The organism is Bacillus sp. BD59S, assembly GCF_007363175.1.
Lineage (GTDB): Bacteria > Bacillota > Bacilli > Bacillales > Bacillaceae_G > Bacillus_A > Bacillus_A pacificus.
In genome coordinates, this window is the sequence record NZ_CP034686.1 from 1,215,586 (window position 1) to 1,230,740 (window position 15,155).

The following is a 15,155-nucleotide window of genomic DNA, read 5'->3' on the forward strand; positions in this document are numbered from 1 at the left end:
TCATCTAAAGATTAATCTGTTTTATCATTCTTTTTTGTATGATTATCTAATAAGAGGAGCGAGAAGTATAAAATGTTTAAGTCTTTGAATTGTTTCGGATCAAGTCCTGTATACTCCTCAATTTTTTTAAGTCTGTAATGCAATGTGTTAATGTGTATATGTAATTGCTCCGCTGTTTGTTTATAAGATTGGTTATAATCGGTAAATAAACGTAAAGTGTGTATAAGCTCAGGAGATGATAGTAAGTTTTCGATGGTGCGCTTTAGAAACTGTTCCCGCGTTTCGGCAGAAATATCTTGTAAGCACATTTCTAAACGTAAATCTTCATTAAATACAATTTGTTTCGTTTCAAGTGATACGGAAAGAGCTTGTAATGCTTGTTCGTACGATAAGTTCATATTGCTTGGCGTAACGGACTGTCCAATCCCGATATATAAAGGAGTAGAAAATAAAGTTTCACAGTCTTGTTTTAATCGTTTTAAAAATTGGTACGTTTGCTCTTTGGAGTTCGTGACTGTAAATAAAATAAATCGATCGTTTCCCCAGCGAACAAATAGATGCTCCTTTGTTAATAGATTGCGTACATGTTGCCAAATCTTACGCTGAAGCATCGTGTCATTTTGATCGATAGAGAACAAAATAAGTTGTTTTTTCTTATATAAATCAATACCAAGTGTTTTGGCACGATCGAGAAAGCTTGGAGACCAGTCTGTATTTTGAAGCCAATCAAAGACAAATGCTTCATAAGAACGGTGTTCAAGTTCTAGTTGTTCTAAAAAGTAGTTTTCATGGATGAGTAGTTCGGTCATTTTACGTAATATTTCTCCGTATTGTGAAATATTTTCAGGTTCACCTGTGATTCCAATGACACCAATTACTTCGTCATGGAATAGTAAAGGGAGATTCATACCTGCCTTTACGCCTTGCAAACGTCGTTCATCCTCTTTTGTAATAATGACAGTTTTCTTTTGTTTTGCGCAGCGGAGTGCGCCTTCATGAAATTGGCCGATTCTTTCTATATCTGTACTTGCGATAATAACGCCTTGTATATTAATGATAATAATATTTTCTTTAATTAGCCTGCGTACTTCTCGTACAATTTTATTCGCTAAATCAGGAAAAAGCATAATTGGCACACCTCAAATTCTATTTGTTGTACATTATATATGTAAATGAAGTAGGAAAGGGAAATTTCACACTTTCCACACATTTATTTGTTATTTTACAATTATAACGAAATCATCCGAAGATGGAGGGGATCTTTTGAGAAAGTATATTTTTCTTCTCTGTTTTTTATTTCTATTAGTAGGGTGTCAAGGAAGTTCCTATACATCGATTGCTAAAGATAAAAGTGTTATTATAACAACGAATATAAAAGAAGGTAGTATTAGTTTTGTTGATAAACATACTAAAAAGTTAATTACGACATGGGAACTTAACGAACCAATGGCAGGGATTGCACTACTTCCAAATGGTGAGGACATACTTGTATATGGTAAGCAGTTAGAGTACATGTATGTATATTCACTAGCAGAAGGAAGGCAAGTGGAAAAATATAAAACAGGAAAAGGCATTGTAAATGTAGTCGTATCAGAAGATAAAAAGCAATTATTTGCTGCTGATCAAAATGCCCAAAAGGTAAGGTTCTTTACGATTAATGGAAAAGAGACAGGGAATGTTTCGACAGGAAAAGGACCAATAACGATGGTAGAGTACCATAACCAGTTATCTGTATTAAACTTTTATGATACGAAGCTAACGACAATTGATACAAAGAAAAAAGAAGTGATGCAATCCTTTACGATTCCACCAGCGTCAACGGGAGCAACAATTAGTCCAGATGGGAAAGAAATATGGATTGGCGGACATGGTGATGGAAATCAGGTGAATGAGAAAGTATTAGTGTATTCTTTGCAGAGCGGAGAAATGGTACGTTCTTTACACGCTCCGTTTATGCCTGTGAATATTACGAAGGATAATAAGTATGTATATGCATTAAGTCACGGTTCGAATACGCTTAGAAAGTTTGATGTTAGCACGTATAAAGAGGTGGCTTCTGTAGAAGTAGGATCGAACCCATTTGCATTTTTGAAGAGCGGAGCAGAAGGATACGTAGCAAGCTATGATAGTGATGAAGTGTGCGTCATGGATATGAAGAATTTGAAAATAAAACAAACAATTAAAGTCGGAAAAGGACCGTTTCAACTCATAGAGAGAGAAGGGAAGGACAATGAGTAAATATAGGGTGCTAGTTGTAGATGATGAAAGTGATATGAGGCAACTTGTTGGAATGTACTTAGATAATTTCGGATACGAGTGGGGAGAAGCTGAAAATGGAAAAGAGGCTCTAAAAAAATTAGAAACGGACCATTATGATTTCGTTGTACTAGATATTATGATGCCAGAGATGGATGGACTTTCAGTTTGCAAAGAAATTAGAAAAACGTCAGATGTACCAATTATATTTTTAACAGCAAAAGGTGAAGAGTGGAATAGGGTGAACGGCTTACGTATGGGGGCGGATGATTATATTGTAAAACCATTTAGTCCTGGTGAATTAATCGCTCGTATGGAAGCTGTGTTAAGACGTTATACAAAGCAAGAGCAACAAGAGGAGATTCAGTTTGGACCGATCCTTATTAATGAAAAAAGTAGGAAGATTGAGGCTGATGGTGAACCGATTTCTCTTACAGTAAAAGAGTTTGATTTACTCTATTTTCTTTGCCAACATACAGGGCAAGTATTTAGCCGGGAACAATTGCTGGAAAAGGTATGGGGATATGATTATGCCGGAAGCACAAGAACAGTAGATACGCACGTGAAAACGATGCGTTTGAAGCTTGGAGAAAGTGGAAACTACATTCAAACTGTTTGGGGTGTAGGCTATAAATTTGAGGTGTAACGTATGTTTACGATGGTACAGAAGCTTTGGCTGACAGTAGTATGTGCAGTATTTGTAACAGTTTCCTTTCTTTATTTTGTATCTTTATACTCGTACGAAAAACTATACGTTGATAATTTAAAAGATTCATTAGTAATGGAAGGGAAGCGTCTTGCTGCGCAATATGATAAGCGCGAAGGAATATCAATTTTTGAAGAGAAAGTAAGAGCATTTGATCAAATATCTAGTTCAGACGTTCTTTTCGTATCGAACCCACGTGATTTAAGCGCATGTTTACCATTTGATGTGCACCATCATTCTCTTATAAGTGAAGGGGACAGGCAAGCATTATTAGATGGAAAAACTGTGACAAAGATAGGATACGAGGAACATTTTGACCGTAATATTATGGGGGTTGTCATCCCTGTTTTAGAAAATAAAAAATTAGTTGGTATTGTATATTCTTATATTCCTTTAAAAAGTATAAAAGACTTAATATATGATATGGGTCTTATTTTAGCACCGTTAGCACTTGCTATAACTTTACTGACAATATGGATTGGTAGAAAAATTATTATTGCTATTACGAAACCACTTTCGCAAATGGAGCGAGTTGCCAATCATTTGGCTACAGGAGATTTCTCAGAACGAATTACAATTTCTTCTGAAGATGAAATTGGGCGATTAGGAAAAGCATTTAATAAAATGGCAAATTCTTTGGAGACAGAAGATGTAAAGCGTAAGGAGTTTTTAGCTAACGTTTCGCATGAACTAAGAACACCGCTTAGTTATATAAAAGGGTATAGCGAGGCTATTTTAGATGGTGTAGCGAAGGGAGCGCAGCAGGAAAAAGTAACACAGCTCATTCATAAAGAAGCAGATCGTATGCAGCGTCTCGTTCATGATTTATTAGATTTAGCACAATTAGAAGGTGAACATTTTCCGTTAAAGAAACAACCTATCGTTTTTTCACAACTGATTGAAGATGTGTTAGATACGTATGAGATTAAGTTTATAGAAAAGAAAATTCGTATTTCAACAAATTTAAATCCAGAAATCATTGTAATGATTGATGAGGATCGTATGCAACAAGTGCTTCATAACGTGTTAGATAATGCAATACGGTATACAAATCAAAACGGGGATATTATGGTAACGCTCAGACAGACAGATGATTACTGTGAATTGAACATAAAAGATACGGGAATCGGTATTGATACAGAGCATTTAGAAAACCTTGGCGAACGTTTTTACCGAGTTGATAAAGCGAGAAGTCGTCAACATGGTGGAACAGGTTTAGGCCTGGCAATTGTAAGACAAATTGTTCATATACATGATGGACAGTGGCGGATTGAAAGCGAAAAAGGGAACGGTACGACGGTTAGTATTAAATTGAAAGTACAGGATGAGGAGAGCATGTTCTAATTTTTAGGGCATGCTCTTTATATGGAAGACAATAATTATACGTAAGATATAAATTAATATGTAATAAATATCGGAATTTTGACGAATTTATGAACAAAACATTTGTACTTCTTATTAATTCGTTCTAAAATAGTTATGATGCAAAGTTCTTATAAATCGTTTCAATTGTTGTTTGGAAGATACTGAGGTGATTTAACTGGAGTACAAATCTATTAAACCGAAAAAGATTTACGAAGAAGTATCTGAAGCTATTTTAACAATGATTAAAAATGGTACGTTAAAACCTGGTGACAAACTACTTCCTGTACATCAATTAGCTGAGCAGTTTCAAGTTGGTAGATCTGCTGTTCGTGAAGCGCTAAGTGCGCTAAGAGCAATGGGCTTAATTGAGATGAAACAAGGAGAAGGTACATATGTGAAGAACTTCGATTCTTCTTCATTAACAAAATCATTAAACAATAGATTACTGATGAAGAAAGAAGATATTTTGAATTTATTAGAAGTACGAAAGGTGCTTGAAGTGGGGGCAGTTCGAGCAGCTGCGGCAAAACGTACGGAAGATAATTTGCAAAATATGAAGCATTGGTTAGATGAAATGGCAAAGAGCGTTGGAGATGAAAAAGCTGGTGAAAAAGCAGATTTTCAGTTCCATATGGGAATTGCAGAGTCTTCGCATAACAACATTTTGCTTGAACTTATGAATCATGTTTCAGAGATGATTGCTGAAACGATTGGTGAATCAAGACGCATTATTTTATATGGTGAACAAACAACATCAGAACGACTTATAGAAGAGCATCAAGTTATATATGATGCAGTGTTAAAGCAAGATGTAGAATTAGCGCAGCAAGCAATGCTAGATCATTTAACAAATGTAGAACATATTGTCACAGGTAGAAACGATATAAATTCTTAATTTAATCTTTTAAAAATCTAATTTTCTGATAAAATAGAGAGAGATTAAGTAAGCGTTTTCTTTAGAAGAGGGAGAGGATAGGCCATGGTTGAGCCTATTTCTTCTCTCCTTAGTCATCTGATGACCATATGTTTGTTGGTAGAGTTGTAAAAAGGGGGAGTAATAATTATGAAAGTTACTTTATTTGTTACTTGTTTAGTCGATATGTTTGAAACAAATGTCGGCAAAGCAACAGTTGAGGTGTTGGAGCGTTTAGGTTGTGAAATTGAATTTCCAGAAGCACAAGTTTGTTGCGGTCAGCCTGCTTATAATAGCGGCCATGTAGAAGCGGCAAAAGAAGCGATGAAACATATGATTGAAACTTTCGAGGATGCAGAATATATCGTTACGCCATCTGGTTCTTGTGCGACAATGTTTCATGAGTATCCGCATGTTTTTAAAGATGATCCGAAGTGGGCTAAACGTGCACAAAAAGTTGCTGATAAAACATATGAATTTACACAATTCATTGTAGACGTTTTAAAGGTTACTGATGTTGGTGCGAGTTTATCAGGGATTGCTACTATTCATAAATCATGTCATATGACACGTATGCTTGGAGTAACAGAGGCACCAGGAATTTTATTATCTAATGTAAAAGGGTTAACTGTGAGAGAGTTACCAAATGTGCAAAATTGTTGCGGGTTTGGGGGAACGTTTTCAGTGAAGATGACTCCAATTTCTGAGCAAATGGTAGATGAAAAGGTAGATAGTGCAATGGAAACAGGTGCTGATTATTTAATCGGTGCAGATTGTGGGTGTTTGTTAAACATTGGCGGACGTATTGAGCGTTTAGGAAAAGAAATAAAAGTAATGCATATTGCTGAGGTACTGAATAGTCGCTCATGAAGGGGGAACATAAGCTATGTCTATGAAAATCAGTGAGAAAAAATTTAATGATCGCGTTGGCGATGGAATTCAAGATTCGTTTATGCGCGGAGCAGTATCGTCTGCACAAACGCGTTTATATACGAATCGCTTAAAAGCAGCGGATGAATTAGGAAACTGGGAAGAATGGCGTGAACTTGGTGAAGAAATTCGTCAACATACGTTAGAAAATCTTGATTATTACTTAATGGAGTTAAGTGAAAATGTATCAAAAAGAGGCGGACATGTGTACTTTGCAAAAACGAAAGAGGAAGCAGCAAAGTATATTCAAGACGTTGCGAAAAAGAAGCAGGCAAAAAAAGTAGTAAAATCAAAGTCGATGGTAACAGAAGAAATTAGTATGAATCATGCGCTTGAAGAAATTGGTTGTGAAGTGTTAGAAAGTGACTTAGGAGAGTATATTTTGCAAGTAGATAATGATCCACCTTCACATATTATTGCGCCTGCACTTCATAAAAATAGAACGCAAATTCGTGATGTATTTAAAGAAAAGCTTGGCTATGAAAATTCTGATGACCCATATGAGATGACCAAGTTTGTTCGTAAACAACTTCGTGAAAAATTTATGGATGCAGAAATTGGTGTAACAGGTTGTAACTTTGCTGTTGCAAATACAGGTTCCCTTTGTTTAGTAACGAATGAAGGTAATGCCGATCTTGTCATGTCGATTCCAAAAACACAAATTGCAGTTATGGGTATGGAACGTATGGTTCCGACAATGGAAGAATTAGATGTTTTAGTTGGTTTACTATGTCGTAGTGCAGTAGGTCAAAAGTTAACAAGTTATGTAACGGTAGCGGGACCAATTCAAGAAGAAGAAGTAGATGGCCCAGAAGAATTCCACTTAGTTGTGGTTGATAATGGTCGTTCTCAAATTCTTGGATCTGAATTCCGTCAAGTGTTGCAATGTATTCGATGTGCAGCTTGTGTGAACGTATGCCCTGTATATCGTCATGTTGGTGGACATTCATATGGCTCTATATACTCAGGGCCAATTGGTGCGGTATTAACACCACTTTTAGGTGGATATGATGATTACAAAGAGCTTCCTTATGCTTCTAGTTTATGCGGAGCGTGTACAGAAGCTTGTCCAGTAAAAATTCCATTGCATGATTTATTATTAAAACATCGTCAAGTTATCGTTGAGCAAGAAGGACGTGCTCCACTTGCAGAAAAATTAGCAATGAAAATGTTTAGTATGGGTGCATCTTCAGCAGCTTTATATAAAATGGGATCAAAGATGGCGCCAGCAGCAATGAGTCCATTTACATCTGGTAACCGTGTATCAAAAGGTGTTGGGCCACTTAAAAACTGGACAGATATTCGTGAATTCCCGGCTCCAAGTAAAGAACGATTCCGTGATTGGTATAAAAATCATAAGAAAGGCGGGGAAAAATAATGACAGGATTAATTCAAAACCGTGAGTCCTTTCTAGATAATATTGCAAAAGAACTTGGACGTGAGCGGAAAACGGAAGGCGTAAAGCGTCCAGCATGGAAAAGTAATGTAAATGTAGAAACGCTAAAAGATTATTCACAAGAAGAATTGTTAGAAGTATTTAAAAATCAATGTACAAACATTCATACAACTGTAGTGGAAACGACAAACGATCGTTTACGTGAAGATATTCAAAAAGTAATCGTTGAAAACGGCGGGGGACCGATTATGTTATCGGCAGATGAACGTTTTGATTCTTATGGATTGACTTCTTTATTTAAAGAAGAGCTTCCAAAGCAAAATGTTGAAGTGAATGTATGGGATCCTGAGAAAAAAGAAGAGAATATGCGTATCGCAGAAAGAGCGAATATTGGAATCGCATTTAGTGATTATACTTTAGCTGAATCGGGTACGATTGTGGTACAAAGTCATAAAGGCCAAGGTCGTTCTTTACACTTTTTACCGACTGTCTATTTTGCTATTATTCCACGTGAAACACTTGTGCCTCGTATTACACAAGCAGTTCAGGATATGAACAAACGTGTAGAAAATGGTGAAGAAGTGGCATCTTGTATTAACTTTATTACAGGACCTAGTAACTCGGCAGATATTGAAATGAACCTTGTTGTCGGAGTACACGGACCATTAAAAGCAGTATATTTCATCGTATAAAAGAGGGGAAAGCAGGCCGGAAAATGGCCTGCTTTTTTAATAGAATAGAGATAATATGAAGTAGAAGTTCTCTCCTTTTTTTGCTATGTTCTTCTGGAAAGGAGAGGAAGGGATGTTCACTTATTTATATGCATTGTTAGTGGGGATGGTGTTTGGTTCTTTTTTTATGGTAATTGCGATGAGAGTTCCACTAGGTGAGTCTATCATTACCCCGCGTTCACATTGTCATTATTGTAAGTATGTGCTAAAGCCAAAAGAATTGATTCCAATCATTTCATTTTGTATACAAAGGGGACGTTGTACGAATTGTAAGAGGGCGATTTCAATTTTGTACGTAGTATTTGAACTTGTAACCGGAATGATATGTCTTCTTACTGTATATATGATTGGGGTGAAACGAGAGCTTATTATCATTTTATCGCTATTTTCATTACTTCTTATTATTTCAGTTACAGATTACATATACATGTTAATCCCAAATCGTATTTTAGCTTGGTTTGCCTGTTTACTCATTTTAGAATGTATTTTTGTACCGTTAGTCACTTGGACAGATAGTATAGTTGGTAGTAGCGTTATATTCATTTTGTTATATTGCATGCAAAAGATATATCCAGAAGGGCTTGGTGGAGGAGATATAAAATTACTTTCGCTGCTTGGATTTATAGTGGGACTGAAAGGGGTTTTTATGATTTTATTTTTAGCATCTTGCTTTAGTCTTTGTTTCTTTGGAGCCGGTATAGTAGTAAAACGTATGAAAATGAGGAGCCAAATTCCGTTTGGTCCTTTTATTAGCCTTGGTGCAATATGTTACATGCTGGTCACGTATACAAAATAGAGAGGGGATAGAACATGAATGTATATATGGATGATCAAAGAAGTTGTCCATACGGGTATGTACCCGCAAATACAGTAGAATGTGCTTTGCAAATGGTTCGGGATTATGAGGTGAATATTCTTTCCCTTGATTTTAATATGGGATGGGGAGAAAGAAATGGATTAGATTTTGTAGAGGCTTTTTGTAAAGAGGGTTTATATGTAAATGAAATTCACCTTCATACGAATGATGTCATCGGTATGCACAAGATGAAACAGAGGATTCATAAGGGAAAGGAAGAAGGGCTCACCTTGTTGTTAAATATGTGAGGAGCTAAAAACTCCAAAGTAAAACTTTGGAGTTTTTAATGCTTCATATGCGCTTGCAATGGAATGATTTCTTCTTGTTGAGCTGCTACTAATTCAGTTTCTTCTTGTTTCACGTCAGGTACTTTCTTTGTTAAGTAATGGTAAACCATACCAACAAATACAGACCCACCAATGATGTTACCGATTGTAACTGGAATTAAGTTATGAATAGCACCTGCAAAAGAAATTGTCTCCGGATGCGGTGAAACTAAAGATAAAGCAAACAGTGATAAGTTTGCAATGCTATGCTCGTAACCAGATAAGAAGAATGTGAAAACGAGCATCATCATCATCATAATTTTTGCTGTATCCCCTTTAACTTGAGAAGGTAAGAAACACGCAAGACATACAAGCCAGTTACATAAAATTGCTTTAAAGAATAATTGCATTGTAGGTGTATTCATTTTTCCTTCTACTACTTTATTCATGAAATGACTGTGATCAATTGCTTCGAAAATTCCAGTTGCATAAAATAGTAAGGCAAAGAATAAAGCACCAGCTAAATTCCCTGCATAACAAGCAACCCAGTTACGAAGTGTATCAGCAATTGTTGTTTCTTTTCTTAAAGTTGCTACAGTGAAGTACATTGTGTTTCCAGTAAACAATTCAGCACCGCCATATATAATAAGTACGAGGGCAATTCCGAAAAACATAGAAGCAGCTAAATAAGTTGCTGGTGAATCTGCAATGTGAAAAAAGTTACCTAATTTAAAACATAGTACAATAATAAAACCGATATAAATACCTGCAAGTGCGGCACGAATGAAATATTGCATCGGGTTTGTATCTAACATTTGTTTTTTGCTCTTAGCCAGTTTGACAACATAATCTAATCCTTGTTCTAGCATGAGTAATACGCTCCTTTAGTACATCATCTATAAAGTGAAACTTTAATCAGTGGGGGTTTTCTTCATCCCCCACTGATTATTAGTTGAACCAATCGGACTTTTATGGGCAGTTGATTCCCCACCTAACTTCTTTGCTTTCACTGAATTTTGAGGTGGGGGTCTTACTGCCCATTAAAGTGGGATAAATATTCCTTATATGAATAAAGTACATGGATTCTGTCATAGTTTCAATAAGTTTGTGCAACATTTCACAAAAAGGACATACATAAACTTGGAAAACGCTTACAAATGATGGTATAATAAAATTTTTTCTGGACATAGAGAGGGGACAAGGAAAAAGAAAAAGCGCTGTAATTACAGCGCTTTTTCGTCTAAATTCTTTTCTATTTTTGTTTCTACTTCTTTCGAGAAGAACCAACCACCAACTGCGATTCCAACTAATACAATCCAGAATGTAAGCTTCCATGGTGTAGATTCTGGGAATGAATGCGGAATTACATTTAATGCAGGGTGTGCTAACGTATAAACTGCTAGTTTCACACCAACCCAGCCTACAATTAAGAATGCTGCAGTTTCAAGTCCTGGTTTACGTTTTAAGATTTGTACGAAAGCAGTTGCCGCAAATCGCATAATGATTAATCCGATAAGTCCACCTACAAAGATAACAACGAATTGCCCAGTATCAAGACTACCAATTGTACCTAATCCTGTTTTTGGTAAAGTCATTGCTAATGCAACAGCAGCTAAAATAGAATCAACTGCGAAGGCGATATCTGCAACTTCAACTTTAAATACAGTCCACCAAAAGTTCTCTTGTTTTTTCTTTGCTTCTTTTTCTTCTGTTTCTTCATCTGTATTCTTTTTAACATACGTTTTAAATAAATGATTACCAGCGATAAACATAAGGTAAATGGCACCGATTGCTTGCACTTGCCATACGTCGACTAGGAACGAAATCATAAATAACGATCCGAAACGGAAAACAAATGCCCCTGCTAATCCATAAAATAGTGCTTTCTTTCTTTTTTCTTCTGGTAAATGTTTTACCATAATTGCAAGAACAAGAGCGTTGTCAGCCGCTAAAATCCCCTCTAGTGCAATTAGGATGAGTAATACCCAACCATACTCCAATAATAATGATACATCCATGTACATTCTCCTCTCATTTCTATAAGTACTAAATAAGTGAAGAATTTCCCCACTATTTAGTTTCCCCATACTCCTGCCTATTAACTTTGGAAGAATTTGGAAATGGATGCAAAAAAGACCTCTGCCGTTAATAGGCAAAGGTCTTGCTAGACATATGTAATAAAAATGCCAACAAAGCCGGAAGAACTAAGTTCTACGTAATGACGACTTTGTTTCCAAGAAATGTTCTTGGACGCTACTCCCCTTTGGAGATATGCTATTGTACTCTCATTATATGGATAATTTATACGGTTGTCAACCTGTTAAAATGTCTTCATTCGGATATTTTATTTTCCGGTTCTTTTTACGTGCAAATGAAAAAGCTAATGTTAAAGGTCCCATCTTCCCAAAAAACATCATAAAGATAATAATAGCTTTTCCAATCATAGTTAAGTGTGGTGTGAAATTCATACTGAGACCGACAGTCCCAAATGCTGAAAATACTTCGAAAGCACTCATCAATAGAGGAACTCGCTCAGTAATGCTTAAAATTAAAATAGCAAAAAAAATAAATGAAATAGAAATAATAGCGATGGTCAATGATTTGACAATGAGGGTATCTTTAATGGATTTTTTAAACACGACAATATCATCTTGTTCTTGTAAAAATTTAAATACCCCAAAAAACATGATTAAAAATGTTGTCAACTTAATCCCACCACCAGTTGAAGCACTACCAGCGCCAATAAACATAAGGAGCATCATTAATAGTAGGGAAGGCTTCGATAAGGCAGAAATATCAACTGTATTGAAACCGGCAGTACGCGTTGAAACTGCTTGAAAATAAGCGGCCATGCCTTCTTCAAATGGGGTAAAGCCTCTCATAGAAAGAGAATTGTGAAACTCGAATATAAAAATAAAAACAGTCGCAATAATATTGACGATTAGAGTAGAAGAGAGCATAAGTTTTGAGTGTAATGTAAGGTTTTTAAAATTTTTCTTTCTTTTTATATCTACGATTACTGTAAAACCAATCCCACCTAAAATAATGAGGGAGGAAATGACGAGATTGACAAGAATGCTGTGAGAGTGGGACATTAAATTATCGCTCCAAACAGAAAAACCTGCATTGTTAAAAGCAGAGATGGAATGAAAAAAGCTATAATAGATCCCCTTAGCAATCCCATATTTCGGAACCCATTCAAAAGAGAGAATGAAAGTAGCGATACATTCGACTGTAAAAGAGAATAAAAATAATGCTTTGGCAAGACGAATGACACCGCCTATATTCGTTTGATTTAATGCTTGTTGCAGTAAAATTCGGTTTTGAAGGCCAATTTTTCTGCCAAGCATAATCGCAATTAAAACGGCAAAGCTCATAATGCCAAGTCCACCCACTTGTATAAGTGTTAAAATGACACATTGGCCAAATAAGGTAAATACTTTTCCAGTGTCCACAACACCAAGCCCTGTAACCGTACAAGCAGAAACGGTTGTAAATAAAGCATCGAGCCATGAAATAGACGTCGTTGTAGCAATTGGCAATTTTAATAAGCATGTACCGATAATTGATAACATAATAAAAGACAAAGTAAGAACACGGGGAGGACTCATGTGAAGGTTAATCCGTTTCATGTTACATATCGTTCCTTTCAGTTTGCTTTTACTAGTATGTGAAAAAGCACCATTATGTATGTTAAAAATAGAAAGAGGCAGAGAATATCTGCCTCTAAGCCATATGTTATATTGTTATCCACGTAATTGTTGTTGAGCTAAAGAAACAAGACGTTTTGTTACTTCACCGCCAACTGATCCGTTAGAACGAGATGCTGTATTAGACCCTAAGCTTACGCCGAACTCTTGTGCAATTTCATATTTAAATTGATCAAGTGCTTGTTCAGCACCTGGAACTAGTAATTTGTTTGTTTTTGCCATGATGATACACATCCTTATGAGTAGTCCAGTCCAGCTAAGTACTTAGCTGAACTGGTACCGTTATTTTATGTGGAACCGACGTACTCATACGCGGAAGTAATCGGTGTGATTAGAAGTTATTGGATAGAAAAAAGAGTAGCAAAAATTGCTACTCTTTTTTTAGTATTGTCGCTGTACCTTCCACGACAATATCATCCGATTGATTATATATATTTGTTTGCAACGTAATGATTTTTTTATCGTCACGTTTTTTGATGACCTCTGCCACAACGCGAAGTGTATCACCGATTTTGACAGGAGCGCGGAATGAAACGTTTTGAGATAAATAAATCGTATTTTTACCCGGGAGTTTCGTTCCAAGGATGGTAGAAATAAAACTTGAAACGAGCATACCATGGGCAATACGTTCTTTAAACATTGTCGTTTTTGCAAAAGAGTCTAAAATATGAATAGGATTCACATCTCCAGTCAATTTTGCAAAATTGATAACGTCCTCATCCGTAATCGTTTTTGTAAGTGATGCTTGATCACCGACTTGAATCTCATCATAACGAAGCTCCGGGACGGTTTGTGCTTCTTGAAATGGATTCATTTTGTCCTCCTTCTTTTCCATATCGAAAAATGCTAGCCATCTTGATGTAGTAGGAGGAAGAAAGAGTTTTGTTTGTGCTGCAGTTAGCTCCCACATTTTTCTTACTTGATGGAAGTAAATAGATTTTTTGAGTTTTCCTCGAACTTTTTTGCGAGTTCCAACTGTTTTGTCTTGAAATCTTCCAAAAAACCTTCTAACTGTTTTTGAGCCTCTTCACGTTGTAATTGTTGTTGTTCAATAAATTGCTTCGTTGTTTCTTCAAATTGACCGCTTGTTTGAGTAAGGATAGACAAAGATGTTTTTGTAGGAGAAACAGTTAGCTGTTGCATATGAGCAGAAAGTTCTTTCCATTTGTCTTGCCACTCGTTAATTTGATCATTTAAGGAGTTTCCAGTTAATTGCTTCACGTAATCTGTATATTGATTATTGAATTGAGTAGTAAATTGTTGCAGTTCTTTTTCCAGTTCATCTACTCCTGATGTTAATTTATGCAAAGCGTCTTGTTGTTGTTTTAATGTTTCTAAAGTAAGTTGCTCTAATTGTTTCCCAGCTGAAGAGAAAAGGGAAAGAGATTGAGACCAGTTTTTCCAAAATGCATCGACCAATTCGTATGGTTTAGTTTCCATTGTTTGACCCCCAAATGTTTTTTTGCATATTGTGAACGCAGATTACTCTGCTGTACCACCAGGTGAAGATGAAGAATCCTTTTCATCCTTTTCTGGAGAAGTGGCAAATGGAAAGAATGCGTTCGTATATAACGTGAAAAACGTTCGCAGCATATTTTGGTAATGCTCAAAAGAAGTTGCACATGTTGCTAAATATTTCTCTCCATATTCAGTTAAAGAATAAATTCTTTTTGCTGGCCCTCCTTCGCTTGTATCCCAAGTAGAAGAAATGAGGTTTTCTTTTTCTAATTTGCGTAGTGTTCTATAGACATTACCTTGGTCAACAGAAGAAAAGCCGATATCCATTAGCATTTGAATAAGTTTGTAACCATGAAGACTCCAGTCTTTTAGACATAGAAGTAAGAAGGGAACTAAGAAGTTTTTTGGCATGGAGTTTGGTTGTTTTGCTTGGGTGTTCTCCAAAATTTCGCGTTGTTCTGGTTCATTATGTAGCATGATTGTGCATCACCTCATGAATCAGTTAGATGGAATTTTTTGCTTATAAGTGCAATTTACACCTATCTGTTTTTAAAGTCAATACATTTGT

17 protein-coding genes and 1 riboswitch are annotated in these 15,155 nt (G+C 36.0%); of the genes, 9 read left to right on the plus strand and 8 right to left on the minus strand.

Annotated elements, in window-relative coordinates; genetic code table 11:
* Nucleotides 1–11 precede the first annotated feature (11 nt).
* Nucleotides 12–1,127 carry a CdaR family transcriptional regulator gene (locus EKQ63_RS08195; protein WP_143880949.1) on the minus strand — a complete coding sequence of 372 codons (1,116 nt, stop codon included), beginning with the start codon at nt 1,125–1,127 and terminating at the stop codon, nt 12–14.
* A gap of 136 nt (nt 1,128–1,263) precedes the next feature.
* Here EKQ63_RS08195 and EKQ63_RS08200 point away from each other — a divergent pair, with 136 nt between their 5' ends.
* The 9 genes from EKQ63_RS08200 (at nt 1,264) to EKQ63_RS08240 (ending at nt 9,401) form a co-directional block, all read left to right on the plus strand.
* On the plus strand, nt 1,264–2,238 hold the full coding sequence (locus tag EKQ63_RS08200) for a YncE family protein (RefSeq protein WP_143880950.1): 975 nt from the start codon (nt 1,264–1,266) through the stop codon (nt 2,236–2,238).
* Nucleotides 2,231–2,902: a response regulator transcription factor gene (locus EKQ63_RS08205; protein ID WP_000049878.1), complete on the plus strand. Its 672-nt coding sequence runs from the start codon at nt 2,231–2,233 to the stop codon at nt 2,900–2,902. Before EKQ63_RS08200 ends, EKQ63_RS08205 begins: the two co-directional genes overlap by 8 nt.
* Before the next feature lie 3 nt (nt 2,903–2,905).
* Nucleotides 2,906–4,306 (plus strand): sensor histidine kinase, encoded by a 1,401-nt coding sequence (locus EKQ63_RS08210; protein WP_087951740.1) that lies wholly within the window; start codon nt 2,906–2,908, stop codon nt 4,304–4,306.
* Between the two features lie 226 nt (nt 4,307–4,532).
* A complete protein-coding gene (locus tag EKQ63_RS08215) occupies nt 4,533–5,222 on the plus strand; it encodes a FadR/GntR family transcriptional regulator (protein WP_254912616.1) in 690 nt (229 codons plus the stop codon).
* Nucleotides 5,223–5,390: 168 nt separating this feature from the next.
* Nucleotides 5,391–6,110 carry a (Fe-S)-binding protein gene (locus EKQ63_RS08220; protein WP_087951741.1) on the plus strand — a complete coding sequence of 240 codons (720 nt, stop codon included), beginning with the start codon at nt 5,391–5,393 and terminating at the stop codon, nt 6,108–6,110.
* Nucleotides 6,111–6,126: 16 nt separating this feature from the next.
* Nucleotides 6,127–7,548: a LutB/LldF family L-lactate oxidation iron-sulfur protein gene (locus tag EKQ63_RS08225; RefSeq protein ID WP_143880951.1), complete on the plus strand. Its 1,422-nt coding sequence runs from the start codon at nt 6,127–6,129 to the stop codon at nt 7,546–7,548.
* Nucleotides 7,548–8,258: a LutC/YkgG family protein gene (locus tag EKQ63_RS08230; RefSeq protein WP_087951742.1), complete on the plus strand. Its 711-nt coding sequence runs from the start codon at nt 7,548–7,550 to the stop codon at nt 8,256–8,258. The genes EKQ63_RS08225 and EKQ63_RS08230 overlap by 1 nt, the downstream gene beginning before the upstream one ends.
* 112 nt (nt 8,259–8,370) lie before the next feature.
* The gene (locus EKQ63_RS08235) at nt 8,371–9,093 is read left to right on the plus strand and encodes a prepilin peptidase (RefSeq protein ID WP_087994479.1); all 723 of its coding nucleotides are present in this window, start codon (nt 8,371–8,373) and stop codon (nt 9,091–9,093) included.
* 14 nt (nt 9,094–9,107) lie between these two features.
* The gene (locus tag EKQ63_RS08240; RefSeq protein WP_087994478.1) at nt 9,108–9,401 is read left to right on the plus strand and encodes a cyclic-phosphate processing receiver domain-containing protein; all 294 of its coding nucleotides are present in this window, start codon (nt 9,108–9,110) and stop codon (nt 9,399–9,401) included.
* Between the two features lie 35 nt (nt 9,402–9,436).
* Here EKQ63_RS08240 and EKQ63_RS08245 read toward each other — a convergent pair whose 3' ends face one another.
* The 7 genes from EKQ63_RS08245 to phaQ all read right to left on the minus strand — a co-directional run bounded on the left by EKQ63_RS08245 (nt 9,437) and on the right by phaQ (nt 15,064).
* Nucleotides 9,437–10,288, minus strand: coding sequence for a formate/nitrite transporter family protein (locus tag EKQ63_RS08245; RefSeq protein ID WP_087951745.1), 852 nt, complete (start codon nt 10,286–10,288; stop codon nt 9,437–9,439).
* A 354-nt stretch (nt 10,289–10,642) separates the two neighbouring features.
* Nucleotides 10,643–11,437, minus strand: coding sequence for a TerC family protein (locus EKQ63_RS08255; protein ID WP_000383324.1), 795 nt, complete (start codon nt 11,435–11,437; stop codon nt 10,643–10,645).
* Nucleotides 11,438–11,528: 91 nt separating this feature from the next.
* Nucleotides 11,529–11,693: riboswitch (yybP-ykoY riboswitch) on the minus strand.
* A gap of 38 nt (nt 11,694–11,731) precedes the next feature.
* Nucleotides 11,732–13,051, minus strand: coding sequence for a TrkH family potassium uptake protein (locus EKQ63_RS08260; protein ID WP_087951747.1), 1,320 nt, complete (start codon nt 13,049–13,051; stop codon nt 11,732–11,734).
* A gap of 114 nt (nt 13,052–13,165) precedes the next feature.
* Nucleotides 13,166–13,351 (minus strand): alpha/beta-type small acid-soluble spore protein, encoded by a 186-nt coding sequence (locus EKQ63_RS08265; RefSeq protein ID WP_001140707.1) that lies wholly within the window; start codon nt 13,349–13,351, stop codon nt 13,166–13,168.
* Nucleotides 13,352–13,499: 148 nt separating this feature from the next.
* On the minus strand, nt 13,500–13,943 hold the full coding sequence (locus EKQ63_RS08270) for a MaoC family dehydratase (protein WP_001067916.1): 444 nt from the start codon (nt 13,941–13,943) through the stop codon (nt 13,500–13,502).
* 101 nt (nt 13,944–14,044) lie between these two features.
* A complete protein-coding gene (gene phaP / locus EKQ63_RS08275; RefSeq protein WP_000448589.1) occupies nt 14,045–14,569 on the minus strand; it encodes a polyhydroxyalkanoic acid inclusion protein PhaP in 525 nt (174 codons plus the stop codon).
* Nucleotides 14,570–14,611: 42 nt separating this feature from the next.
* Nucleotides 14,612–15,064: a poly-beta-hydroxybutyrate-responsive repressor gene (phaQ, locus tag EKQ63_RS08280; RefSeq protein WP_087951748.1), complete on the minus strand. Its 453-nt coding sequence runs from the start codon at nt 15,062–15,064 to the stop codon at nt 14,612–14,614.
* Between the last annotated feature and the right edge of the window lie 91 nt (nt 15,065–15,155).

Excerpts from the sequence above, each read along its gene's own strand:
- EKQ63_RS08245 (WP_087951745.1), bottom strand. The coding sequence starts at position 10,288 with ATGCTAGAACAAGGATTAGATTATGTTGTCAAACTGGCTAAGAGCAAA.
- phaQ (WP_087951748.1), bottom strand. The coding sequence starts at position 15,064 with ATGCTACATAATGAACCAGAACAACGCGAAATTTTGGAGAACACCCAA.
- EKQ63_RS08270 (WP_001067916.1), bottom strand. The coding sequence starts at position 13,943 with ATGAATCCATTTCAAGAAGCACAAACCGTCCCGGAGCTTCGTTATGAT.
- EKQ63_RS08255 (WP_000383324.1), bottom strand. The coding sequence starts at position 11,437 with ATGGATGTATCATTATTATTGGAGTATGGTTGGGTATTACTCATCCTA.
- EKQ63_RS08265 (WP_001140707.1), bottom strand. The coding sequence starts at position 13,351 with ATGGCAAAAACAAACAAATTACTAGTTCCAGGTGCTGAACAAGCACTT.
- EKQ63_RS08220 (WP_087951741.1), top strand. The coding sequence starts at position 5,391 with ATGAAAGTTACTTTATTTGTTACTTGTTTAGTCGATATGTTTGAAACA.
- EKQ63_RS08225 (WP_143880951.1), top strand. The coding sequence starts at position 6,127 with ATGTCTATGAAAATCAGTGAGAAAAAATTTAATGATCGCGTTGGCGAT.
- EKQ63_RS08235 (WP_087994479.1), top strand. The coding sequence starts at position 8,371 with ATGTTCACTTATTTATATGCATTGTTAGTGGGGATGGTGTTTGGTTCT.
- EKQ63_RS08230 (WP_087951742.1), top strand. The coding sequence starts at position 7,548 with ATGACAGGATTAATTCAAAACCGTGAGTCCTTTCTAGATAATATTGCA.
- EKQ63_RS08195 (WP_143880949.1), bottom strand. The coding sequence starts at position 1,127 with ATGCTTTTTCCTGATTTAGCGAATAAAATTGTACGAGAAGTACGCAGG.
- phaP (WP_000448589.1), bottom strand. The coding sequence starts at position 14,569 with ATGGAAACTAAACCATACGAATTGGTCGATGCATTTTGGAAAAACTGG.
- EKQ63_RS08210 (WP_087951740.1), top strand. The coding sequence starts at position 2,906 with ATGTTTACGATGGTACAGAAGCTTTGGCTGACAGTAGTATGTGCAGTA.
- EKQ63_RS08205 (WP_000049878.1), top strand. The coding sequence starts at position 2,231 with ATGAGTAAATATAGGGTGCTAGTTGTAGATGATGAAAGTGATATGAGG.
- EKQ63_RS08240 (WP_087994478.1), top strand. The coding sequence starts at position 9,108 with ATGAATGTATATATGGATGATCAAAGAAGTTGTCCATACGGGTATGTA.
- EKQ63_RS08260 (WP_087951747.1), bottom strand. The coding sequence starts at position 13,051 with ATGAAACGGATTAACCTTCACATGAGTCCTCCCCGTGTTCTTACTTTG.